Annotated in this window: 21 protein-coding genes and 1 pseudogene; 9 read left to right on the top strand and 13 right to left on the bottom strand. The window is 31.7% G+C overall.

The genetic code is table 11. From position 1 onward, the window contains the following. Window positions 1-16 precede the first annotated feature (16 nt). The 6 genes from MHH42_RS27890 to MHH42_RS27915 all read right to left on the bottom strand — a co-directional run bounded on the left by MHH42_RS27890 (window position 17) and on the right by MHH42_RS27915 (window position 6,605). The gene (locus MHH42_RS27890) at window positions 17-1,012 is read right to left on the bottom strand and encodes a glycosyltransferase family protein (protein WP_000679358.1); all 996 of its coding nucleotides are present in this window, start codon (window positions 1,010-1,012) and stop codon (window positions 17-19) included. Next, entirely contained in the window at window positions 1,013-2,218 is a 1,206-nt protein-coding gene (gene pseC / locus MHH42_RS27895) for a UDP-4-amino-4,6-dideoxy-N-acetyl-beta-L-altrosamine transaminase (protein ID WP_052943703.1), read from the bottom strand. Continuing rightward, window positions 2,218-3,180 carry a GDP-mannose 4,6-dehydratase gene (locus tag MHH42_RS27900; protein WP_000699373.1) on the bottom strand — a complete coding sequence of 321 codons (963 nt, stop codon included), beginning with the start codon at window positions 3,178-3,180 and terminating at the stop codon, window positions 2,218-2,220. The genes pseC and MHH42_RS27900 overlap by 1 nt, the downstream gene beginning before the upstream one ends. Further along, window positions 3,177-4,202, bottom strand: a complete 1,026-nt coding sequence (locus MHH42_RS27905) for an SDR family NAD(P)-dependent oxidoreductase (RefSeq protein WP_000465310.1) — start codon at window positions 4,200-4,202, stop codon at window positions 3,177-3,179. The genes MHH42_RS27900 and MHH42_RS27905 overlap by 4 nt, the downstream gene beginning before the upstream one ends. Before the next feature lie 227 nt (window positions 4,203-4,429). Then, the gene (locus MHH42_RS27910) at window positions 4,430-5,833 is read right to left on the bottom strand and encodes a CDP-glycerol glycerophosphotransferase family protein (protein WP_340894885.1); all 1,404 of its coding nucleotides are present in this window, start codon (window positions 5,831-5,833) and stop codon (window positions 4,430-4,432) included. Window positions 5,834-5,837: 4 nt separating this feature from the next. Beyond that, complete coding sequence (locus MHH42_RS27915; RefSeq protein WP_001124411.1) at window positions 5,838-6,605, bottom strand: glycosyltransferase family 2 protein; 768 nt, start codon at window positions 6,603-6,605, stop codon at window positions 5,838-5,840. 281 nt (window positions 6,606-6,886) lie between these two features. On the opposite strand from MHH42_RS27915, the gene MHH42_RS27920 reads away from it, so the two are divergent. The 3 genes from MHH42_RS27920 to MHH42_RS27930 all read left to right on the top strand — a co-directional run bounded on the left by MHH42_RS27920 (window position 6,887) and on the right by MHH42_RS27930 (window position 9,791). Further along, the gene (locus MHH42_RS27920; RefSeq protein WP_001182599.1) at window positions 6,887-8,173 is read left to right on the top strand and encodes a glycosyltransferase family 2 protein; all 1,287 of its coding nucleotides are present in this window, start codon (window positions 6,887-6,889) and stop codon (window positions 8,171-8,173) included. A 341-nt stretch (window positions 8,174-8,514) separates the two neighbouring features. Further along, window positions 8,515-9,630: a response regulator aspartate phosphatase gene (locus tag MHH42_RS27925; protein WP_070174124.1), complete on the top strand. Its 1,116-nt coding sequence runs from the start codon at window positions 8,515-8,517 to the stop codon at window positions 9,628-9,630. After that, the gene (locus MHH42_RS27930; RefSeq protein ID WP_000724113.1) at window positions 9,630-9,791 is read left to right on the top strand and encodes a hypothetical protein; all 162 of its coding nucleotides are present in this window, start codon (window positions 9,630-9,632) and stop codon (window positions 9,789-9,791) included. Before MHH42_RS27925 ends, MHH42_RS27930 begins: the two co-directional genes overlap by 1 nt. A 265-nt stretch (window positions 9,792-10,056) precedes the next feature. Here the strand turns inward: MHH42_RS27930 and MHH42_RS27935 are convergent, their stop codons facing one another. The 3 genes from MHH42_RS27935 to MHH42_RS27945 all read right to left on the bottom strand — a co-directional run bounded on the left by MHH42_RS27935 (window position 10,057) and on the right by MHH42_RS27945 (window position 16,070). Continuing rightward, a complete protein-coding gene (locus tag MHH42_RS27935; protein WP_142307622.1) occupies window positions 10,057-12,039 on the bottom strand; it encodes a methyl-accepting chemotaxis protein in 1,983 nt (660 codons plus the stop codon). A gap of 855 nt (window positions 12,040-12,894) precedes the next feature. After that, window positions 12,895-13,227, bottom strand: a complete 333-nt coding sequence (locus MHH42_RS27940) for a hypothetical protein (RefSeq protein ID WP_000524423.1) — start codon at window positions 13,225-13,227, stop codon at window positions 12,895-12,897. A 1,574-nt stretch (window positions 13,228-14,801) separates the two neighbouring features. After that, complete coding sequence (locus MHH42_RS27945; protein WP_070174122.1) at window positions 14,802-16,070, bottom strand: glycoside hydrolase family 5 protein; 1,269 nt, start codon at window positions 16,068-16,070, stop codon at window positions 14,802-14,804. Between the two features lie 317 nt (window positions 16,071-16,387). On the opposite strand from MHH42_RS27945, the pseudogene MHH42_RS27950 reads away from it, so the two are divergent. From MHH42_RS27950 to MHH42_RS27960, 3 genes and pseudogenes are all read left to right on the top strand, one after another. Continuing rightward, window positions 16,388-16,861: pseudogene (locus MHH42_RS27950) on the top strand (RNA-guided endonuclease TnpB family protein); the annotation flags it as partial. A gap of 361 nt (window positions 16,862-17,222) precedes the next feature. Continuing rightward, entirely contained in the window at window positions 17,223-17,873 is a 651-nt protein-coding gene (locus MHH42_RS27955) for a Yip1 family protein (RefSeq protein ID WP_340894891.1), read from the top strand. Window positions 17,874-18,111: 238 nt separating this feature from the next. Then, the gene (locus tag MHH42_RS27960; protein WP_000653922.1) at window positions 18,112-18,471 is read left to right on the top strand and encodes a hypothetical protein; all 360 of its coding nucleotides are present in this window, start codon (window positions 18,112-18,114) and stop codon (window positions 18,469-18,471) included. 311 nt (window positions 18,472-18,782) lie between these two features. Here MHH42_RS27960 and MHH42_RS27965 read toward each other — a convergent pair whose 3' ends face one another. The 3 genes from MHH42_RS27965 to MHH42_RS27975 form a co-directional block, all read right to left on the bottom strand. Next, window positions 18,783-19,718, bottom strand: coding sequence for a DUF7018 domain-containing (lipo)protein (locus MHH42_RS27965; RefSeq protein WP_053446183.1), 936 nt, complete (start codon window positions 19,716-19,718; stop codon window positions 18,783-18,785). A gap of 171 nt (window positions 19,719-19,889) precedes the next feature. Beyond that, a complete protein-coding gene (locus tag MHH42_RS27970; RefSeq protein WP_340894895.1) occupies window positions 19,890-20,375 on the bottom strand; it encodes a metal-dependent hydrolase in 486 nt (161 codons plus the stop codon). A 33-nt stretch (window positions 20,376-20,408) separates the two neighbouring features. Beyond that, window positions 20,409-20,798 (bottom strand): hypothetical protein, encoded by a 390-nt coding sequence (locus MHH42_RS27975; RefSeq protein WP_070174118.1) that lies wholly within the window; start codon window positions 20,796-20,798, stop codon window positions 20,409-20,411. Window positions 20,799-21,597: 799 nt separating this feature from the next. Here MHH42_RS27975 and MHH42_RS27980 point away from each other — a divergent pair. From MHH42_RS27980 to MHH42_RS27990, 3 genes are all read left to right on the top strand, one after another. Further along, window positions 21,598-22,692, top strand: coding sequence for a Rap family tetratricopeptide repeat protein (locus MHH42_RS27980; RefSeq protein WP_097926812.1), 1,095 nt, complete (start codon window positions 21,598-21,600; stop codon window positions 22,690-22,692). Beyond that, window positions 22,692-22,859 carry a hypothetical protein gene (locus tag MHH42_RS27985; RefSeq protein WP_000755964.1) on the top strand — a complete coding sequence of 56 codons (168 nt, stop codon included), beginning with the start codon at window positions 22,692-22,694 and terminating at the stop codon, window positions 22,857-22,859. The genes MHH42_RS27980 and MHH42_RS27985 overlap by 1 nt, the downstream gene beginning before the upstream one ends. Window positions 22,860-23,078: 219 nt before the next feature. After that, window positions 23,079-23,711 carry a hypothetical protein gene (locus tag MHH42_RS27990; protein WP_070174116.1) on the top strand — a complete coding sequence of 211 codons (633 nt, stop codon included), beginning with the start codon at window positions 23,079-23,081 and terminating at the stop codon, window positions 23,709-23,711. Between the two features lie 107 nt (window positions 23,712-23,818). On the opposite strand, the gene MHH42_RS27995 is transcribed toward MHH42_RS27990, so the two are convergent. Continuing rightward, on the bottom strand, window positions 23,819-24,295 hold the full coding sequence (locus tag MHH42_RS27995) for a hypothetical protein (RefSeq protein ID WP_340894898.1): 477 nt from the start codon (window positions 24,293-24,295) through the stop codon (window positions 23,819-23,821). Between the last annotated feature and the right edge of the window lie 106 nt (window positions 24,296-24,401).

Below are 24,401 nucleotides of genomic sequence, written 5' to 3' on the forward strand. Positions count from 1 at the left end.
ACTACAATTTATTAATTTATAATTTTGTTTCTTTATTTAGCTCATCTACTAATGACTGTTGATTTGCCCATTTCAATTTCACATGACTATTAATTTGAATAATTTCAGGATTTCGAAGGATGTAATCTTTTATTTGATGAAAAAATAAAGGTTTAGATTTTACATTCAAACTTTTATAAAGTTCATTGAACATATCTAAATCTGGTTTTTCGTCTAATGTTAACCTCCAAGTAGGGTAACAAAATGGTGGAGGGAGTTTCACTATATTGACCCGAAATAAATGTGGATTATTAATAAAATAAAACGGAAGATATTCTGCATAGGTTAAAGGTTTTGGGGTTTGTAGTAGTCGTTCGATTGCCTCTAATGTAAAAACATCGCCTGCTGTTCCGACAGGTAACGTACTTAGCTCTGCCTGTGTATAATCTGCACCACTTTTCAGATGTTCATCTAGTAAAAAATTATTAATTTCTGGTGACACAGCGGGACAATCCCCGGTAATCCGTATGACAATGTTTGCATTTTCTTGTTTTGCAGCTTGGAACATGCGATCAGCGGTATTTTCTGGATCACCTCTAAAAATCTTAACTTTTCCATCTAAATCAAATTTTTCCAAAGGATCATCTTGTTCAATATCTGAAGTAGCAAGTATGACCTGGTGTTTTCCTGGAATAGTTAATGTATTTATAAGACAGCGTTCAATGGAAGGAACTCCGTGTATTGGCAATATTGCCTTTAAAGGTAACCTAGTAGATTTTAACCGGCAAAGTACAATTATTGCTACCTTTGGAGGTTCAATAACCTCTTTTGTTAATGGGGTACCCGCAGACAAATTATATAGAGCTACCTGAGGTAATAATTCCTCTGCTTCAAGCTCGTTCAGCGCATTTTCTACAACATCTAATTCCATAGTTACTTTATTAGCTGTAATAATCTCTCCTTTTCTAATATCAACTTTTATAACTGCTCTTAATAATTTTTGGTTTTGCAATTTTAATAACACCCCTTTCATTTAATTTTTAGAAACACTATAAAACGAAAAAACTTTTCTCACAGCTTGTATTACATCCCACACATCAGCTTCTGTCATTTTAGGAAATAGAGGCAGCGTAATAATTTCCTCATATATGTTTTCTGCTTGCGGACAAATACCTTTTCCATAACCTAATTTTTGATAAAACGGTTGTAAATGTACGGGAATATAGTGCACATTCACACCGATATTTTCTCTTTGTAATGCTTCGTAAATTTCTTTTCGATTACATTTTAATAATTTAGTATTTAAACGAATAATATAAAGATGCCAACTTGAATCGGTTTGAGGCAATTGCTTTGGTATTGTGATTTCAGATAAATAACTAAATTCTTTATTATAGATGTCTACATATTTCTTTCGAGTCTTAATAAAAGAGTCTAATTTACTTAACTGTGATAAACCAAGAGCAGCTTGTATATCCGTTAATCTGTAGTTGTAACCTAAGAATTGCATTTCATAATACCAAGGCCCATGATTTTCAAGGAGTTTTTGAGGATTCCTTTCAATTCCATGCGTACGGAATTGAACAAGTTTTTCATAAAACAGAGGATTATTTGTGGTAATTACTCCACCCTCTCCGGTAGTAATATGTTTCACCGGATGGAAACTAAACATTGTCATATCACCAATAGAACCAATCTTTTTATTTTTATATGTGGCTCCTAATGCGTGGGCTGCATCTTCAATGATAATCAAATTATTTTCTTTTGCTATTTTTTGTATTGCATCTAACTCTACAGGTTGCCCAGTAAAGTGTACGGGAATGATGGCTTTTGTTTTGTTTGTAATCTTTTCCTCTATTGATTTAGGACTAATGTTATATGTTTCATTGTCAATATCGGCGAAGACCGGCTTTCCACCCTGGTATAAAATACAATTTGCACTTGCTACAAATGTCATTGGAGTTGTAATTACCTCATCTCCCTCAGTTATGCCAGATGCATAGCAGGCAGCATGCAATGCAGCTGTACCATTTGAAAAAGAAACAGCGTATTTTGCTCCCACATATTTCGCAATAGACTTCTCAAACTGTTGAATCGTTGGTCCTGTCGTTAAAAAATCCCCTTTTAATATATCTACAACCGCCTGAATGTCATGTTCATCAATTTGTTGCTGTCCATATGGTAAATATGTTTCTCTAACAGGATTTCCTCCGTGCATAGCAAGAATTTCCCTTACCATCACTCTTTCTCCTTAGGGGCAATTTTTAAAGATTTGATCCACTCTTCTGTTTTAATAACTCCATCTTCTAAAGAAATTTTCGGCTCCCAGTTTAATATTGTTTTTGCCTTTTCATAGTTACATAATAATTTTTGAATCTCACTTTGTGGATGGATATGAGTTACATGATGAATACTTACTTTATTTCCCGAAATCAATTCTGCTAATTTATTAATGGATATATCTTGTCCTGTTCCAGCGTTGATAATATGACCATTTGCTTTTGCAGAGTATCCTGCTGCCACAACAAAATCTGCACAATCTTCAACGTATAAAAGGTCTCTCGTTTGTTTTCCATCCCCATAAATATTTAGTGGTACATTATCTAATTTATTATTTATAAAAATAGCAACGACCCCACCTTCACCACCTGTTTTCTGAAATGGGCCATACGTATTAAATGGGCGAATAACCACTACAGGTAGCTTATAAGCATAATAGTAAGATAAAACCATGTTTTCAGCAGCAATTTTTGATCCAGCATATGGAGAAGCTGGTTTAATCGGATCTAATTCTGATATCCCTTGTATATTAGTAGCTTTATCATAAACCATACAAGTACTCATAAAGACCATTTTGACATGATACTTAAGGCATTGTTCTAACAAATTAAAAGTACCTATTGTATCATTTTCAAAAGTTGTTCTAGCATCATCTATACTATCTTGAACATTAATACTCGCTGCTAAATGATAACAAAGGTCAAATGAATTATTTTCAAATAATTGAGCAATTAACTTTTTATCTTTAATATCTCCTTGAATGCATTGCTTTAAATTTAGATCGTGTGCAAACTCGGTAATATTTGCAGTAGTTGAATTTGCTAAGTTGTCTATTATCCATACTTCATGCTTATCCTGCAATAATCTCTTTACAACCCACCTACCAATAAAACCCGCACCACCAGTTACTAATATTTTCATAGTTTCTCTCCTCCTGTTAGTAGTTGCTGGTTTAATATTAAGTTTCTAAGCTCTTCTTTTGTAATTGCATTTTGATGATCAGAACGGTAAAATCCTGCCTTCGCCCTTTTTGCATTTTCATATTGAGTACCTTTTTTTAATGGGCTAGGAATGATAAACATATCTGGCAATTCAAAAGCCTGTAAAGATTCATCATGTGTCATAAGTTCTTCATACATTTTTTCACCAGGTTTTAACCCAATTTCTTCAATTTTAATATTCTCCTTGGGCAACCCATATAACTTTGTGACTTCTTCTATCATCACTTCACTTAAATGGTTTAATAAAATTACTGGCATTTTTAATATAAAAGTTTCACCACCCTTTGCTATTTTCATCGCTTCAATTGTTAACATAGTAGCTTGGTTCAGTGTCATCATAAATCTACTCATACTAAGGTCAGTTACGGTTATTTTTTGGTTTTGTTTAATTTGATTTTCAAATAAAGGAATGACAGAGCCTCTTGACCCCATAACATTTCCGAAACGAACACTGGCAAATATCGTTTCACTTGAACCTTTTGAATATTCGGCTGATGTAATCAATCTCTCAGCAGTCAATTTTGTTGCACCGTAATTATTTGTTGGTGAAATTGCTTTATCAGAACTTGTGAAAATCACCTTTTTTACTTTCTGAGCAATTGCCGCTTTTATTACATTTTGTGTTCCAAAAATATTGGTCAAAACTGCTTCAAACGGATTATATTCACAAAAAGAAACATGCTTCATTGCGGCCACATGAAACACATAATCAATATTTTCCATCGCACTAAACACTCGATCATAATTGCGAATATCCCCAATTAAATAACGAATATTTTGATTTTCATCCCTGAATTCTTCTTGTAATAAAAATTGATTATATTCACTTCTACTAAAAACCCTTACCACTTTTGGCTTTTCCTGTAGAACATTAGAAAGAATGCTTTTTCCAATTGTTCCTGTTCCACCAATAATTAAAACGTTTTTACCTTTAAAAAACATAGAAATGTATACCTCCTCTTATAAAGTTACTTTGAGCCAAGAACAATCTCTCCTTAATTCTGGTGTAATTCTATTGGCAAACAATTAAGTGAGAGATAAACTAGCTTTTTGCATATTGAAACATACATTTTTATTACAAATTTATGTTTCATATTGTTTATTGAAATCTGAGGATATGATGTTGTTTTAGGAATCCCTTACTTCCAAAAAAATAAGTGATGATGGGCTCAATCTTTTTCACTTTGAATTAAATTTATTAATCTTTTCGTGCATGCTTCTTGCGGATAGTTTTCATTAATAAATTTTCTTCTTAATTCTTTAGCTAGACTTGATTGTGAAGAATCATTTAAAACCTTTTCAACCGTGCTAAGCAAATCCTCAATAGAGTGATTTACAAGCCCATCTAGTGTATCGTAATATTTATAATCTCTATCTTCTAATAGCGATTTATAAACAACTACAGGTATATCTAATAACATTGCTTCTAACCCTACTGTTGAATTTGAGATAACCACAAGATTTGCATGTAAAATAACATCATACATATTTACTTCATTTGTTATATATTTAACATTAGGATATAAGTTACTTAACTTAATGTATTCTCCCACTAGGTTACGTCCTTTTTCCCAAGGATGCGGCTTTATAATAACCGTAATTTTTTTGTCTTTCACTAATTTTTCTGTCAGTTCAGTATAAAATGAAGTTTTAAATGGCTGGGTTGCAATAAAAATCACTTTTGTAGTGGGATCTATTTTTAATGTTTTAAAAAGCTCCTTCTTATCCATATATGTCCTATTGAAGATTTCATCATATCTGGGGTGCCCTAAAATCTCAATTTGAGATTCACTGCCTCCTTTTTGAAGGTACCAATCTTGTTCATATTTTCCATATACGACCTGCTTTGTTGCAAAAACCGGAAAGTATGCCTCTTCTCCCATTATTGCACCATGCTGCAGACAATAACTTGGTATCCCCTCACTTCTAGAAAGAAAAGTAAGAGCTCGACTTGTTATATCTTCCGTAGTACCAACAATCACACCAGAAATATCTTGTTCTTTAAAAATGAAATAGGCCATATTAAGTTTCTCAATCATGATAGGGAGATCACTGAGTAATTTTTTTTGAAAAAACATGTTTGAAAATAGTGGGTGCTTATTATACTTTAAAAAGATTTCTTTAGCTTTTTCTATAAAAACATGTGCATTATTAGAGGCTTTATTTATATAATCTGGTGCACAAATTGTAGGAAGGCCATAAAGTTCTGTCTTTTTTGATCTTGTTAATATCTTTGTTTGATTTGGGTTAAAGTGAGTAAAGTTACTTACTGAAAAACGGAGATAATCTGAATTTAGGAGAATTGCTCCATTTCGATTCTTGCTTTTTATTTTTGATTGAAATGAAGACATTATTTTTTCAAACTCTAACTGTAACTGCGTTTCCTCTATGGGCTCAATTGACAGTTGCTTATAAAAATTATTTTCTTTCATTTTATTTTTTACATCTGCATCTAAATATTGATAAAAATTACTCAGTAATGGTAAAGGAATATTATAATGCTTTAACTCTGAAAAAACATTTATATACTCTAGATTTAATAACCAGTAATTTTTCAAATAAATATCACTCAATTTTTCACCCTCTTTTTCTTCTTAGGTCTTCTCTTAATTCTTTACATGTTCTTTGTGGTGGTAATAATTGTACAAATTCATTTTTTTCTTCGGCAAATAACTGCGCATGTATTGAATGAGGAGTAATATAATTAATATCTAAAATTTCATCTAAGGGATAAAAATCCCAATAGTGATTTAATCTCCAAAAAAAGCGGGCATCTCCTATCCGATAAAACTGAGGATCTTCATCCCAGTAAGAATTCCACCTTTTTTCAAGAATTGGTAAAACAGAGGCTCTATGCATAATAGAACAATGATCAATTGAACATGGGGCATTATTCGTAATTTTTTTAGCAGGTCTTTCAACCGTTTTAATAGGTAAATCTGATTCATCTACATGAATCGTTTTTGATGCAGAATAAATAATTTGAACCTCTTTATTCTCATCAAGATAACTAGACATCTTTTTAAGGCGTTCTTTTTCATATTGATTATCATCTGTAATATAAGTTATATATTCTCCTTTCGCCTGCTTAAGTGCCTCATTAATTAAAGCCGCATATCTGACTTTTTTTGTGCGTTCCGAAATATGAGCCACATTACTTTTATAAAAATGTACATTTTCCTTATTTATGAATGGTCGAATAACCTTCTGGGTCATTTCATTAGAATCATCATCCATAATAAAAAGTTCAAAATCTTGAAAAGTTTGGTTCAATACACTTAATATTGATTTTTCAACAAACGTAGGCTTATTGTAACTTGTCATTATAACTGAAATTTTAGGCAAATATCCCTCTCCTCCTTATCAACAAATATAAAAACAGTTAAATTATTATATAAACAGAACGGACAAACTGTTCCGATAATTTTAAAAAAGGTTTCTTTATCTATTAAAATTAATAGCAATATTTATATTCACCTATGTATCTTTTTCACTCCACTATAGTCCATACCATATCTATGAAAAAGTAATAAACTATTTAAGTATAAAAAAAGTGCCGATAAAGCTTTAATTATTAGATTTCACTAGATAAAACACATCCTATATTTTCAAGAGAGGTGAGGACTTTGCAACCCAAAATATCAATTATCCTTACTAGTTATAATAAGCCATCATTAATTAATCAAGTCATTGAAAGTGTTCTAATGCAAACTTATAAAGAATGGGAACTTTTTATTATGGATGACAACTCCTGTCAAGAAACCATAAATGTCATAAAAAATTATCTAAACGATCCTCGAATTACTTATAAGAATAGTTTTATACAAGATAATGAGAGATATAAAACCACAAGATATGCAAAACTTATCAATGAGGCACTTCCATTAACTTGTGGGGATTATATTTGTTATTTAACGGATGATACTATATACCTTCCAAACAGATTAGCAGATATGTTATCTTTCTTAGAAAAACATCCTGAAATTGATGTAGTGTACTCTTCCCAATACGTAAAATATGTTGATTATAGCCTTCAACCTATAAATGAATTTGTTAGAGAGGCTTCGAAAATTTTATATACAGCTGCAAATGTTGTAGATCACTGTTCAGTTATGCATACTCGAAGAATATTATTAAAGGTCTATGAAAAGTACTGTGAATATTGGGATGCAAATCCTTTATATTGGTTTGTTGGAGATGCAATGTTTTGGAAACGCCTAAATACATTCCAACCTTTTTATCCCATTAGCAAAGTGCTCGATATTACTTTTAAAACACCTTTCTCCTTCCAAAACCTATATGCTAACCTCCCTTCTAAAGATTTAAATGGTATTTTGTTTAGTAATTCACATGGTAAAGTATTTTTAATTGATAATTTTAAACGCAGGTTCATTTCGAAAGACATGCTTTCCTACTTCAAATATAATCAAAATGAAATTGTCTTAATCCCCGATCCATTTATCTATAAATATACAGAAGGTGCCCCCATAACCCTTACAGAATTAATTCCCAACCTACGGGTAGTACAAAATGAAAAAGGAGAGTTATTTTATATAGAAAATAATCAAAAACGTCCATTTATTAGCACCATAGCATTTCGCAAATTTAAATTTTCAATTCAGGAAATTATTAAAGTTTCACAACGCAGTTTAGATCAATTTTCAGATGGACCACCTATTTATCCGAATTTATCTAATTACACGATTCTTCCGGAAGGAAAAGTATTTATCTATCATCACAATTATTTCATCATGACAAATCACATGCTCCATCCCATAGATAAAGACATATTGCAAAAATTATATTTATTAAAGAACTGTATACCGATTTCAAAGACCAATTTATCCCATTTTAAGATTGGCCCTCCTATTTCATCATATCCCTCTTACCTAGCCGAAAAATACTTAGAATAGTACCAAGAAGGGGTATTATCAAAAAAAAATAGAAATAGGTCCTGAACTAGGTTCTATGATTACTTACAGTATTAGTAAAGAATAAAACGGAGTGTTAGAAAGTGAACTAAATAAAGATTTTTATAGTAGTATCATATCAACATATTTGTTTATAGTTTCACATTAGATTGATGACATATATCGTACAAATAACTTAAATTATAAGTACATTCGACAACAATCGAATATTTTCTGACTCTTCTTGAAAAAGTTGTAAAACCACTCCATTTTTACTCCTATTTTGCTATGATAGTTACAATTAAATGGGATTAGGATATTTCTATAGGATGGGGGAGTATATAATGAGTGTTTCAGTAAAGAAAAATGAACAATTAACCTCTCTATTGAACGACTGGTATCGATCTATGCTATCTCAACAAGTTATAAAAGCTACTAATCTAAAAAAGAAAATTGATGAAAAGATTAGTAAGTTAAGCATTGAGCCGAATCAAGAACGTCAGGATCAAAATTTGTTACTGTATTACTCACTACTTGAATTTCGATACACAGTCTTAACAGATAGCCTTGGTATTCAACAAAATAGCTTTGATGCTATTAGCGATTATGATATGCCTTCAGACCATTTTCTACGCTTCTATTATCACTTTTTTAAATCCATTCATTCCACTTTTATATCAAATTATACTGAGGCAGAAGAACATTATAAACTGGCAGAAAAGTTATTAGTAGATATACCAGATGAAATTGAACATGCTGAATTCTACTATAGAATTTCCACTTTTTATCATCATACCTATAAAATGGTTACTTCTATTGAATACGCAAATAAATCGAGAGCAATCTTTTCGAAGTATGAAGGTTATAAAGTAAAAACCGCTTTTTGTAATAGCTTACTAGGTGGCTGCTGTATCTATTTAAAACAGTACGAACAAGCAGAAGAATATCTATATTCTGCAATTGATTTACTCAAAAGTAATAAGGAGGTAGATTCCTTGTTATATGTAAAAAGTACTATAGGGTGGCTCTATTCTGATCAAAGCATGTCTACTTTAGCTATTCGTCATCTGTCAGAAGTAACGGATAAAATCCCTACACACTTTAAAGCTATCTTTCTACAAGCTAAGGAACATTATAAATTAGGGGAACAATCGATAGCTAGCACACTCATTGATAAGGGATTAAAGATTTGCAGAGAAATTCATAACGAGGAATATATACATCACTTCTTTATTTTAAAAAGATTAAACGAAAACATTCCATTGGAAGAATTAGAAAAAATCATTCAAGAAGGAATCTTATACTTTGAGAAAGAAGAGTTATGGGAATATGTTGTCGAATACGCTGAATTATTTGCTACAAAATGTAGACAATTAGAGAATCACAAAAAGGTAAGTGACTATTTCGATATTTGTTATCAAGCAAGACGAAAATCAATCGAAAAAGGAGTGTTAATATAATGAAAAAAATTAGCTTATTATTATCTGGTATTGCTTTTATTGGGGTGTTAACGGTAGGAATTTCTCAGTATTCTAAAACAGATCAGCTTGCTACTCATGGACATTACCCTACTCCTTCATATAGTGTTGGCGATTATGGTGGTGCACCACAACAAATTTAATGTAAGTACATGTAAGAGCCCTCCATTTGAAGGGCTCTTACATGCCGAAATATGAACTGCGCTTTTTTTGCAGCTTTCTTTTTTAAAAATAAGTTTTATACTTCAAAATTTGCGATGCATAAAAAAAGATTAACTACCATCTAAAGTAGTTAATCTTTTTTTGAAACAAATATAGAAAATACATACTATATTTGTTACCATGATATAAGATTTCTAATTCCTGTTTTTAAACACGCTTTCTAGTATCCTATCCTAGAATCTGAACTTATATCTTAAACCCACCGATTAGCTCTTGAAGTTCTTCCGCCATCTGTGCTAATTGTATTGCTGAAGAATTTATCTCTTCCATAGAAGCATGTTGTTCCTCAGATGAGCCAGCTATCGTTTGCATGCTTGAAGAATTCTCTTTTACAGCCATAGCTATTTGATCAATTGATGTATCGACTTTCATTGCATCAGTTGTCATTTTATTTGATAGTTCCACCATACCATGCACTTTGGATACAATATCATTTGCAGATTTTGAAATCTCATAAAAACTTTGTTTTGTGTCATTCGCAACCTGAATTCCCGACTGTACTTCAACTCCTACTTCATTCATAGCTTTTACAGTCTCATGTACGTCTGCTTGTATTTCATTGATTAAACTTCCAATTTCCATTGAAGATTCGGATGATTGCTCCGCCAACTTCCTAACTTCATCGGCGACAATTGCAAATCCTCGCCCCTGTTGACCTGCTCTAGCTGCTTCAATCGCTGCATTCAATGCTAATAAATTTGTTTGTTCTGCAATATTTTGAATTGCTTCTAATATACTTCCGATTTGCTGCGATTTCTTATCTAATAATTTAATTACATTATCGGATTGAGAAACAGAATGATGTATAGACTGCATTTGCGTTACAGTTTGTTCTACTAATTGTTCACCCTCATTGGCTTTTTGTTTTGTGTATAAGGATGAGGTTGATACTTCAGAAGCATTATCAGCTACGCATTGAATATTACGCGTTACCTCACCAATTAATTTCGCTCCAGACGCAACTTCATTATTTTGAACTTCTGCACTATTCGATATTTCTTCCATTTCTTTTGTAATTTGTTCTGTAGCAACACTTGCTTGCTCTACGCTTGCAGTTAGTTCCTCAGACGAAGCAGCCACATGTCCGGCAGATGTGTTAATTTGAGAAATTATATTACGTAACGACTCTGCCATTGTATTAAAACTACCACCTAATTGACCAAGTTCATCCTTTGAACGAATATCTATTTTCTCAGTTAAATCTCCCTGACTAATTCTTTGAGCTGAAATAACTAATTGTCTTAGTGGATTAATAATAGATTTAAGAATGAAGAAAATTACAATTACACCTAACATCAATGAAGCCCCTATTATAGTGAGCGTTTTATAAAAAATAGGATTGGTAGCCTCTTCAACCTCTTTAATAGGCATTACACCAGCTATTTTCCAACCTGTTTTTTTGTTTGTCTTAAAGCTTATGTTTCGATCCTCACCATTAAGGCTATAAGTAATTACTCCATTTTCTTTCTTGTATAGTTCATCTGCTAATGATTTCTCTAATTTCTCACCTGGCTTAAGCGATGGATGAACAACTATAGTCTTATCTTGACTTACTATAGATACAAAGCCTTGTTTTCCTATTTTTATCATTTTAGAAGTTTTTACGATATCATCAATATTTAAGTCCACTCCAATGACACCACTTTTATCAGCATTTTGCTTTGCAATTGCAATTACCATATTTCCTGTAGCCTTTGATTTATATGGAGATGAAACAATAATCTCTCCATTTGCTTTTACCGCATCCTTATACCAACTACTTTCTAACGGATTAAACCCTTCTGGTATTTTCCCTACAGGTGCATGAATAAATTGATGATTACTGGATGCCGTATAAATTGTTTCTATTTCAGGATGTAACTGTATATACTGATCAAACTTACTCTGTACATTTTGTAATTGTTCAGGATTATAATCACCTTGTGTAAATGACTTTGCAAAATGGGTTACATCTGTATGCTTATTTTCTAATTCGTCATCTACAATCTTATCTAAAATACTTACATTATCATTTGCTGATTGTAGGATTGTTTCATTAAGATCTGTTTTTGCCTTATTATAAGATGATACTCCTACAATAAGACTAGGTATAATTAATATGGCGATAAATGCCATAGACAACTTCGTTTTAAGCTTTATTTGCCCAATTCTTTCTTTTATATTTAACACTAGATACTTCTCCTTTTCATTCATACTACTTAATTAAATAGTTTATTTAAATTTTTCTCCTTTATTTTCTCTACATTCATTTATGGTACCATTCGAAATGAAATCACAATTACATCCTTTTATATGCATTTCCACATGTAGCGATTTTAATTTCACAAGCAGAGTTTTATCTATCCTCCTTTCGAATATGCTATCTTTCGATATTTAGCAATTTTAAGTCGACGAATTGTTCCAAATAAACTGGATGAAACATATACTTCATTTTAAAGATGATTTTTGACTTTAATTGGATAAAAAGTTCATCGAATTTAACGGAAGAATTCTTCTTCCTCAAGCGTGTGAAGGGCAATGGTCCAACGATAGGTGAGAGATGAATGTCGGTCAACATGTTTGCTATCATTTACTTGTACAGATTGCTCTTCGAAAACTGAAGATATGAGGTTGGTTGCAGAAAAACGTTGCAACCGTATAATCTTAAACGTTCTATCGCCCCATGCTTGCCTAAGTTGCGAAAACCAAGCTAAAGTAGGTAGTGTGGGGAGTCAACGTACATGTTACTTATGTTCTCACCGTAGGGACTACGGGTAGAGCCTTCTAAGATAACCGGTGGATACATCGGTGTTCGCAGGAATCTCCCACTTCAAACAGTTCGCAAGGACGTTAAGTGGTGAGTAGTTCAATCTTTGTATAATTATGCTTAACAGCCTTTTAACCATTCTAAATGCATCACTTCATTCATGAATCATTGACTACAGCCAAATTTGTTGTATTAAATAGCTAAACCACAAATTCTAAATAGAAGAATAAAATAAATTAGAGAACTTCATTGTAACACGTATACATAAGTTGTAAATATTAAAATTCAACAATATAATATTTTTTCATCTCGTATATACAAAAGACAATGATAGCTAAACTCCAACTGACACTATAGTAATCATGTGTGTAGAAGTCATATCCTGCCTTAATACCTTTTTCTATTACAACCAACGTAAACCCTAAAGCCACACATTTGTTAATTTTCATCTTGAGAAACGTTATAGATATAATTATTAAAAATAAAATATTTGCAAGGTCATTTATCATTAGCTCATATTTTTGAATGTATACTGCCATTATACAAGCAGCGATATTAGTCGCAATGCCAAAGGCAACCACCTCTCCCCAAATCCTGTCTGAAAGTCCCAATCCTGAGTCAGTCCCTTCCTTTCCTTAATTCATTCCTACACCCTATTCAAGGTATGCTGCATTACCCTTGTCCCATGAATATCTATTTATCTTTTCATATAGAGCAAACAAAACCTTTACTCATAATTTTTTCTTTATTAGACAAACTATGTCTAAGCCGTTTGAACTAGCGGCTTCACTCTTCTGGTAATGGGATAGCAATTTTTTGTAATTGACTAACTCATTCAATTCACTGGCACCGGCAGGCAACAAAATAGTTGTCTGCCATTTTCATATATACTTTTTTCATTTCATTACAAACCAAGTGTGCGTTGTAATGATTTCAAAAAGGACAGAATATCATTTTTGAAAAAGTAAAAAGATAAGGCCCTGTCTACTTTTTGTATAGGACTTTTTCATTTCACATATACTATTTTTGAACCTGTTTTCCAATACCTGTCTGGTGTCTTGAATTCCTCCTAAAAAGGGCGGCAGATACGACTGCACGCCCTTTTTATTTACATGGCTGTTCTATATTCAATAATGCAAATGAAAACTAAAAATGTCATATTACATATTCTTTTCAGTCAAGATTATGTTAAGATTTATTTCTTAGTCGAATTATGGTTTCGTATCTAATTTAGCAATATGTGAACTGTATACCTACAGAAAAGACACCTAAAAGGTGGCTTTTCTTCTTTTAATCTAAAAAACATTTTTCCTTTTCAGTGAGATCCAATTATCCCCCTAATCTAAACCACGTATATAAAGGCAATCTGATCACGGTACTGAAGAGTTGTCATCTATATCAACATGCTAATAGTTTAATTCCAAACCGAATTTCCAGCACTATATTCGCTTCCTTAAAGATTTTCTGTCTTGTTCTTAATTTTGTCAAAATCCTCATATGGCTATACAAAAAATAAATGCTATTATGATTTTAAGAAACTATGCGTTCCCTTAACCCTGTATCCGGCTCTGTATTTTTACAGGGTCTTTGTTTATTTTATTTAATTTTATTTGAATTATTAGAGTTGATACACACCCATTTTCAATTAACATCGTTTAGATATTAGATAGGTTTTGAAATGATATATCTATAAGCTTTTTTAATACATGAAATCTAAAATTATACATATATAACCAATTGTGACTATTATTAGATTTCTAAATGTATACTATGCTAAACGATTATTAACACTATACATACAGCGTTAATAATTTTAATTGAATATTAGCAATAGTAAGTATAAATATTATCAATTTACTATATCTTACATTTATGTAAAAATAGATGTATGTTAAGCTTTTTCAAAATCTTTCCCCTAATAAAGATTTGAAGTAGCATTTCATGATTCTCCTTACTGTTAATATGCCTTGAAAAAGAACCCTATAGGGTTCTTTTTCTTCTCATAACATCCTCAGCAAGTCTTATTTAACATACAAAAAGAACTGCCAATTACTTGCAGCCCTTTTTGCACATTAATATACACTTGTATTAAGTCCTTAACAACTCCGCCTTTTTTGATATAAAAAGCATCTAATTCTATTTGAATTAGATGCTTACATTTAGTTCTTAAGCCAAACACTCTAAACTATTTATGTCCCTGTAAATCTTTTTTAATTACATCCCAGAGTGAATTATCTTGACGTATCGGTTTACCCTCTTCGTCCCATTTTATTTTTCCTGTTCCCAATTCATAATTCATTCCCGTCCATGTGTCTTCACGGAATGCATAGAATGATTTATGCCAACCTTTTTGGTTGAATATAGAAATAAGATCTTGCATGTATTCGGTAGCTCCTGGAACAGTACGGTTAATTCCAAACTCCTCTGCAATAATTCGATTAGATGGTACATGGTTTTTCTTAGACCATTGTTGGATTGGCTTCAAAAATTTCTCTAATCCCTGTTTATTCCACATTACAGGTTTCTCTAAATCTCCTACTTTTACTAACCCTGGATATTGATATTCCTTGTTTTGTTTTTCACCTTGGCTCGTTAATTCATATGGTTCATACATATGAAATGCGTATAGTGTTTTATTATCATTTACTGGTTTTAAATATTTAAAGGCCCATGGAGTAGCATATAAACCCGAATCTAAAATAACCGGTGTTTCTTGGTCTACTTCACGTATGGAATTGATCACCTTTTGATAAAATCTGTTTAGATCCGCTGTCGTTCCCTTCACTTTTGCATACCATTTCTCGTAATCTTCCGTCCAAAAATCATTATATCTATTATTTTTAGCTGTTTCTGGATGCGGTTCATTTATAATATTATAACCAACCACTGCGGGGTGACCTTTTAGTTCTAGAGCAAGGTCCTTCCAAAATTTACTTGCTTGTTCTTGATACTTCTCTTCTTCCCATATTCTGTCGTCATTCTTGTTATTATTAAATTGACGCCATCGATCACCAGGTAAAGATAACATTGTAAGGACAACTTTCATTCCTTGCGATTGGGCAGCATCTAAATCCGCTTTTAATTTTTCTAGATCCTCCTTTACTAATCCCTGATAGTTATCTGCATTACCTATCAGAAAATCCTTTTCGGAAGTATCTGGTTTATCCTCAAATAGAAAATCTTTATCTTTTGCCCATTTATCAGGTGCTAAACGAACATATTCAATATTTGCTTCTTTTGCACTTTTATAGTTTTCAGGTAATGACGTACTATTCATGAAATTAGTACCCTTCCTTTTTGAATCCCAAAAACTAATTTTTGAATCGCTCTCGTGATAAGTATTAGCTCTTACATTCATTTCCTGTACTCCAAAGCTCATCATGCCTAATAACGCAACAATTGGCAAAAATTTTTTCACAACTTTTCCTTCTTTCTCTTTATATTTTTCACACATAACATACCTTTGTTTTGTTACAGGAATATGGCAATTTTCCAAAAATAAATTTTAAGTTTATAAGGTGATAGTTCATTCATAAAAAAGAAAGAGACAATTAGAACGTTGCTGCATTTTTAAAAAACAAAAAAGGAATCCTTGACGGATTCCTTTTTTGCAATGCACTCTTTTTCAAATGGTACATTTTGCACCTACTTTTATTATACATTATAATTCCCTCAAAACAAATAAGATTAAATAGAATTTACTTCATGTATTTTCATAAAAGTATATGAATCTAGAAATTAATACTAATAGGTTCACTTACAAAGATTTGTGTTCTTTCTAGAAGAATGAAAGGATCTTCTCGCTGGAATAAACAACGATTAAAAGTAGCTAGAATTCATGAATACATGACGAATGCTAGAAAAGATTACTTGAAAAAAATCTCGACTGAAATCATCAAAAACCACGATGTTATTGGTATAGAGGATTTGCAAGTATCGAATATGTTAAAGAATCATAAGTTAGCAAAAGCGATTAGTGAGGTATCATGGTCACAATTTCGAACCATGTTGGAATATAAAGCAAAATGGTATGGCAAACAATTCATTGTCGTATCGAAAACATTTGCTTCAAGCCAATTATGTCCTTGTTGTGGGTATCAAAATAAAGACGTTAAAAATCTAAATCTACGTAAATGGGATTGCCCTTCTTGTCATACACATCATGATAGGGATATTAACGCAAGTATTAATCTAAAAAATGAAGCGATAAGGCTTCTAACCGCAAGGACTGTGGAGATAGCCTAATAAATTAGAGTTCGATAGAACTCTTTACTTAGGAATCCCCCTCTTCTAAACGAAGTGAATGTGGGTTAGTTCAATAAAGAAGAACTCTTCATATTCAAAAAAAGATTGGTCAAAAATAGATTCGTTGTTGTGAATTAGTGTACAAATATTGTAATTACTCAGCCCATAGTTAAAAATGCAAGACAAATAGAGATAATTGCTAAGAAGCACTCCCCCTAAGTTTCAGATGAAATGAAATTAAATGATTGAAAATTTATATTTAAATAATCGACTATTTATGCTTTAATATTTCCATGTACATAACTGGGATAATTAGGAAATTATATTTAATATATTTTAAGAAAGGGGGAATGTTTTTTATATGGAAACTCCAGAAAATCAATTTAAACATGCACTTAATCCTTGGTTCTCCATTTGGACAAAACCACGTGATACAATGAAAGAAATTTTTATATCCAAACCTAAGAATGTGTTTTTACTCATTTTATTAGGCTCATTCGTACAGACTTTAGATCGAGCATCTTCTAAAAATGTGGCGGATTCAATAAGTAGTCCATTTTCAATAATCTCAATAGTTATATTCGGTACCTTCGTTGTTTTCTTAACTTATTATTTTTTGCTACCAGCGTTATTCAATTGGGTGGCAAAAAAACTTGGTGGACAAGGTACCTTTGAAAAAACACGTTACTCAGTTGCCTATTCTTATATCCCTTACGTTTATTCTCTTATATTAGTTTGGGTGCCTTCATTTTTCTTGTTTGGGATAGAAAACTTTACGAGTGAGACACCGGAAATGGATAGCAGCATAACCTTAACGATTTTATTTCTTATTTTTGCCATAATTGATATAGTTATTGGAATTTGGACAATCATTATTTCCTTAAAATGTTTAGGGGAAGCACACCAATTTTCAGCATGGAAAGCATTATTAACAATAATAGTGTCCTTTATAATTATCATTCTTCCCTTGGTAATAATAGTATTTCTTATAGTAGGGGTTACAACTCTTTAATAATTTATTTGCTTCTTATCCTTTCGCGAGAATCGTTTCATATTCTTGATGCAAGTTGAAGAGTTTTTGTGAAACTTACTACGAAAATATATGAATATTTGGACTATTTTTGTAATTTATTGTAAAATAATATACATAGAAAGATATTTTAGGGGAAATATAGAAAGAGTATGACTTTCAGCTTTTAAAAGGCTAAAGCATATTCTTTTGTTATTTAAAGGGGGATAAAGAAAAGAGTATGAAGGATTTAAAAAGAAAAAGTATTTATGTTTTATTAATAGTTATAGCAATTATGGGGTTAAGTGCTTGTGGTAAAGATCCATCAGATGATTTGCAATCTAAAAAATGGAATGTCGTTGCTACCAATGGCGAATCATATACAGCAGAATTCGCTAAAAATACAGTTTCTTTCAAGATAGGGGCTTTCACAAGAGGTTTTACATATAAAATTAACAAAGATGAAATTAGTTTAGAAGAAGATGGGAAAGATCCAATTGTATTTGAAGTAGAAAAAGATGGTGATGAATATAAATTTAAAGCAACGACTTCAGCTATTAAAAAGAAATTTGGAGATTTGACGTTATCACCAAGTAAATAATAAATGAAAATTCGAGATAAAACTCTGTAATAATTTTACAGAGTTTTTTTGTTTGGACTTATATAAGTAATTATTTAAGAAATTTTTACGTTGATACATATTAGTAATATTATTGGTTGGAAATAAATTTTCAAAACGATTAAACTTTATTTCAAATCCACACCTCTTTCGTATTTTGCCTCATTACTTGTAACAAAAGTAATACCCTATAAGAACATTGTAATTAAAAATAAGCACAAAAAAAGATTCCTTTTATACAAAGGAATCTAGTGGTTCAGCTTTTTTATAAACAGTTCGACTTTATTTCAATTTTACTTCTGTCTCTCTACTTCTAATTTGTTACCTTTACTATCTACCATTCTTAAAGAACCTGCTCTCAAGAACTCAACAGTATAATCTACTACCGCATTCATTTGTCTAGCATCTATCTTCTTACCGTCTTTAACAAATTCAGTAGGAATCAAAGTTACTTTATTACTGTCTTTATTGTATAACCATGTTCCTGTCATATGGTTGTCTTCATAAGAAGATTTACCAGTGTCATCATAAGCCGTGAATGACTTATCTTGTCTAAAGTCTAAACCCTTACGAAACTCAGAACCTTTGTAACTACCCCAAGAACCGATTAACTCGTTACCGTCTGCGGATATTTGTACGTTACCATTATCAGAAGTAGTTGACGACTTAGAGTCGGTCTTCGTATCTACATCGAAACCTAAGGCTTTTGCTTCCTTCTCATTATGGGATTCAATAGGGTCGAATCCTTTATGCCAGTACTTGTTACCCTCATTAATCAAGTCCATTGACTTTTTAGACTTTTCTCTATCTTCGTCTGTTACTTTTCCTTTACCCTTCATAATTTCTACTTGAAGTGCATAGGCTTCACTATAACAGTCTACTGCTTTTAAAATCTCTTTATGAGCGTCTTCAAACTCTTTTGGTGGGTCTATCTTCTTAAACTTAGCGATAATCTTTTGCAACTCAGACTCTTCTTTTAGAATTTCTTTCTTTAAGTCAGTTTCCTTTTTAGTTTTATCCATAGCTATCTCAGTTATTACTGTAATTTTCTGCACTAACTCAGAAGATAAACCAGTCATTCGAGTTGGATACTTCTCTTTTGACAGCTTTTCTTTCGTTTCTGATTTAGATTCTACTTTTTCTTTTGGCTTTGCGTCTGTTTTATCGGTACCACAACCTGCCAATAGCATGAACGGTATCGCAAACGTTACTAGTTTCTTTGCTTTCACTATGCCCCATCCCCTTAGAAAAAATTGTATTTAATTAACATATTGTACCATATCATAATTTGTATAAATAAGATATAAAGTTATCTCATCATTAATTAAAATCTAGACTCTACATAAAAAAGCACTTGAACATTAAATAGCTGTTCGAGTGCTTTATTTCTTCCCTATGTTTCATGTAATTTTAAAAGAACCTCCAATTAAAGTTATGTCAATTACAATAAGTGAAAAGAAAAATATATATTCAATCATACTTCCTGTTCTTGTATATATCGGAAATCTTATTTTCATTTTCAAAGGATAAAGCAATTGAATCCCACTTGGAGTAGGGGCATCTAACACTAAATGACTTAATACTCCAATAAACATTCCTATATATATTATGGGGTACTGAGGAACTAGGTACTTAAGAAATGCCGTTATACCAAACAAAAAGATTAGACTATGTGTTATTGTTCGGTGACCAAAAGTTTTATTGATACCCCAAGATAATAAAGGTATTTTTCTTCCTAAAGTAGATCCTTGATGACAAATATCTGGTATTAATGCTCCAATTATTGATGTGGCCGTTAATAAATATGGGTCATCCCCAATTCCCGCATAATTATGTGCAATTAAAGCGAAAGCTGCTCCTGCTGCTACATGAGTTGGGCCTCTCAATTGTATCCTCCTTTCTATTATTCAAGTCTTATCTTAACAGTTGGCGAAAACATAATATCCTTTCACCCAGCGCTCTTTTAACCATCTCAGTTTATATTCCATGCTTGGTGTATAAGCTGCTGCAGAATCCATTAAGTTATACCTATCTAAAATTTCCAAACATCTATTAGGGTTCGTTAAAGTATTTAGAAATTCCAAGTCCTCGCTTTCGAGAAAATTCCATACAATGCCTTTAAAATTAATTGGCAGCAGTTCTAAAATCATATCTCTATCCAAACCCGATGTTTCCAAGAAATTTTGAAGATGAGAGAGGGATAAGTAACTCCAATTGGTACTTTGGTATTCTTCCCCTAAAAAAGTAAAACGATCTAAACCATTACAATTTAATTCATAACTTTTTATTGCTTCTATTCCCCATTTCATCTTTTTCCCCCACAATTATTATTCTCAGAATTGACTACTAAGTATGTTCACAAATTTCTACCAGTTACTTTTAAATAACATAATGGACTTCTCTATTCCTTCTTTTCACATAATGAATATATAGATAACATGAACAAACCATATTTATTATCATTGTAGAAAAACTAAAAAACACATTAATTCCTAAAACATCACAGAATAATAAAGCAACCATGCTTAAAACATAAAAAAATAATAATCTATCAAAAATAGACAAATGTCATTTCTCCCTTTTCTTAAGATTAGTATTATACAAATGTTGCTTTTTGTAATTTCTCCTTACACTTCCCCAAAACAGAATCCCTAGATTAAAAATTATCCCTATAATTATCATGAGAATCGCATACAAAACTAGATTCACTTTTCTACAGATCCCCCCTTTAATTATAAATATAAAAATAACTCTTTATCTAACGGGTTACTATCGGTAACTTGTCCTTCACTTTAAATATATACAAATAATTCTACGAAACTAAGCGACAGTAAAATAATATCAACCTATTCTTAAAAAGAACCAGGCGTATTCAAAGCTAGGTCATATTTAATTATCCTGCTCTCCATTCTGCTAAGGTCAATTATCTTCACAAGAAAATTTTCTGATTTTATTCGTAGATGTTACAGTCTGAAAAACTCGAAAACAATACTTTTTTCCAGAGAAGTCAATAAAAAATTGTTGAGAAATATTTTTCTAGATACCTAAATATTAACAATTTTGATGCAATAATGAGAAATCGCACAATATATAATAGGAGGGGTTTATATGGGAGCAGCAACTGTAACATTAAGTGAAATTACAGAGCTTTTAAGTAACTGGCATGACTCTATTCGCGAACTTGATCATGAACAATCAACTAATTTATTTGGAGAAATAAAAAATAAGATTGATAAAATTGAAGAAAACAAAAACGTGCTTTTATACTACTCTTTATTAGAGTTTAGACATAATATGCTTAACAAGGATTATGAAGGCTCTAAAAAATCGCTTGAAAAAATTGAAGATTTTAATAAACCAAGTGAAGAACTTTTGAATTACTACTATAACTTCTTTAAAGCAATTCATAACACAGAAATTGGAGAATATAAAAAGGCTGGTGAATATTTCGATAAAGCCAAACAGTTAATCGCAAATATCCCTGATGAGATTGAGAAAGCTGAATTCTATTATAAAGCAGCAGCATTTTACTATCAGGTAAGGCACCCTTTAGAAGCAGTTAAATATGCGAACCGCGCTTTAAAATTCTACGAACCTGAAACAGGGTATGAACTTAATATAGCAGCTTGTAATAATATACTTGGATTAACATGTACATCACTTAAACAATATGAATATGCGGAAGAATATTTTATTAAGGCTTTAGATATCGTTACAAAAAAACACAACACCATGTTAGGTCTTAAAATTAGACATAATTTAGGTTTTCTATATGCTGAGCAAGATCTTTCAGAAGCAGCTATACGAAACCTAACAACAGCTATTGATACTCCAGAAAAAAGTTATAAAGCTATTTTCCTTATTGCAAGAGAAAACTACAAACTCGGAAATACAGAAGAGTCATTAAAATTTATTGAAACTGGGTTAGAGGCATGCAATCGTATCAATAACACGGAATATAAACACCACTTCTCAATATTAAGCGCACTAAACTCAAAAGATTCTACAGAAAAGTCAGAAAATATAATCGCAGAAGGAATTGAGTACTTTGAACAAGAAGGTTTATTAGGGTTCGTTCATGACTACTCGAAACAATTGGCTTTAAAATTCTACTCATCTAACCAGCAAGATAAAGCAAACCAATATTTCTTTAAGTCACACGAAGCCGAAGAAAAACTACGTAAAAAGGAGGCACTAAAATAATGAAGAAAGTAATTCAAGTTTTAGGTATCACTCTAGGATTAGTAGCCGTTTTTGGTTTTACTTCAAACAACACAATACAAAATGCTGAACACGGAGAAACATTTGCACCCAAAGTACAGGATAGCTCTATCCATTACGTAATGAGAGAACACGGAGAAACATTTTAATACTTATAAAGGGCCATACCTCATACATGGCTCTTTTTTTATTATATTAAATTTGATTTATATGCCTTTTAAGATCATATATTCAACTGAATCCATTAAACTTTTACTAGCAGCTAATCCCCCGCCTAACTTCTTTACTTCGCCCAATTTTATGCTAGGAGTTTCACTAATCACAAATCGCGGGATTAACTAATATTTAGAAAGGGTGTAATTTATTCTATGTTAACTACACTTCCGATCATTATGACTACCAATGGCCAGAAATTAAAATGTTCATTTACTAGTATTACAGAACGATGTGATTTTGACCATATCTCCTTCGACATGGAGTTTCACGACCTTGTGAATAATTCCAGGGTTGGAACTGCTTCATGTCGTATTCATAAAGAGCATTCTGAAAAAAAAATTGAAATTACTATTACAAGTTTAGATGCAACCCCTATAGGAAATGGGGTTGGAACTGCTATGGTATACTCCATATACAGATGGACATATTTTAGCTATCCTGGTTATGAACTCCGCTTTAATGGAATGATTAGTACGGCCTTCGATGAAGAATATCTAATAGGTTTTTATACTAAAGTTGGATTTATCGTAAAAAATGGTTTCTTTAATCTAAAAGTAGAACAAAATGATTTTCAAAAGTTCTGTACAGACACCGAAAGTAAAATATCTGAGATGTATTTCACATTTCTAAGTAAACAAAATGAAAGCTATAACAATGAAATAAATACTTATCTAAGTATCCTGTCACATATCAAAAAGAAATATAATTCAATGTCAATAGTTTCATTTATTAAACTACGCTATTTTAGACGTAAACAGTCCTATAATGAAAGTACTTTCATGTAAATTTAAAATAAAGTTTAATGGAATTATTACAAATACTCTTCATATTAAAACAAGAATAGAGAACAAGTTTAAAAAAGCATAATCGAAACTTGTTCTCTATTCTTATGTTATCTTATTTCCTTTTCTACGCCGTGATTGTATAGCTGAATGGTATCCTCTGTAAAATTCTGAACGATTGTTGCAAGTTCTTGTAATTTCTCTTGCGTTATCCCATTAATATACCAAACAAAATTACTATTGGATTCTGAATCAGCTGGAATAGAACCAATGGTTACTTTATATTCTGTAGTTTCTATTACCGTTTCTTCATAGGATTTCTTTACCTTATACTGATATTTTTCAATGCAAATAAACATATCTCGCCAGAACAAATCAGCAATTTCCATTTGATGATACCAGACTTTACGGAAATAATCAGGAATACTTCTTGTATGTTCTAACAAGTATCCTTCTCTCTTTGTTGGATGATGGATCATAGTATGAATCGCTTCCCTAATATAATGAGCTGTTGGATGATTACGAACCAAGATACGACGTGTTTCCTGACGCACTTGTAGAAGAACATCGTAATAAAAATACATCATGTCACAAGTCGTGTAGCAAGCTCCCCTTTTTGAAATGGAACCATAGTACCGTTGTGAAATGTTAGTGATGCATCGCCAAGGTTCCATGTATATGTTTGCAAATTCT

Source organism: Bacillus sp. FSL L8-0099 (assembly GCF_038006385.1).
In the GTDB taxonomy this organism is placed as follows: domain Bacteria; phylum Bacillota; class Bacilli; order Bacillales; family Bacillaceae_G; genus Bacillus_A; species Bacillus_A toyonensis.

Coding starts and splice junctions, on each gene's coding strand:
- MHH42_RS27985 (WP_000755964.1), top strand. CDS start 22,692: ATGAAGAAAGTAATTCAAGTTTTAGGTATCACTCTAGGATTAGTAGCC.
- MHH42_RS27930 (WP_000724113.1), top strand. CDS start 9,630: ATGAAAAAAATTAGCTTATTATTATCTGGTATTGCTTTTATTGGGGTG.
- MHH42_RS27990 (WP_070174116.1), top strand. CDS start 23,079: ATGTTAACTACACTTCCGATCATTATGACTACCAATGGCCAGAAATTA.
- MHH42_RS27900 (WP_000699373.1), bottom strand. CDS start 3,180: ATGAAAATATTAGTAACTGGTGGTGCGGGTTTTATTGGTAGGTGGGTT.
- MHH42_RS27995 (WP_340894898.1), bottom strand. CDS start 24,295: ATGATGTATTTTTATTACGATGTTCTTCTACAAGTGCGTCAGGAAACA.
- MHH42_RS27955 (WP_340894891.1), top strand. CDS start 17,223: ATGGAAACTCCAGAAAATCAATTTAAACATGCACTTAATCCTTGGTTC.
- MHH42_RS27905 (WP_000465310.1), bottom strand. CDS start 4,202: ATGTTTTTTAAAGGTAAAAACGTTTTAATTATTGGTGGAACAGGAACA.
- MHH42_RS27960 (WP_000653922.1), top strand. CDS start 18,112: ATGAAGGATTTAAAAAGAAAAAGTATTTATGTTTTATTAATAGTTATA.
- pseC (WP_052943703.1), bottom strand. CDS start 2,218: ATGGTAAGGGAAATTCTTGCTATGCACGGAGGAAATCCTGTTAGAGAA.
- MHH42_RS27975 (WP_070174118.1), bottom strand. CDS start 20,798: ATGAAATGGGGAATAGAAGCAATAAAAAGTTATGAATTAAATTGTAAT.
- MHH42_RS27890 (WP_000679358.1), bottom strand. CDS start 1,012: ATGAAAGGGGTGTTATTAAAATTGCAAAACCAAAAATTATTAAGAGCA.
- MHH42_RS27980 (WP_097926812.1), top strand. CDS start 21,598: ATGGGAGCAGCAACTGTAACATTAAGTGAAATTACAGAGCTTTTAAGT.
- MHH42_RS27925 (WP_070174124.1), top strand. CDS start 8,515: ATGAGTGTTTCAGTAAAGAAAAATGAACAATTAACCTCTCTATTGAAC.
- MHH42_RS27945 (WP_070174122.1), bottom strand. CDS start 16,070: ATGTGTGAAAAATATAAAGAGAAAGAAGGAAAAGTTGTGAAAAAATTT.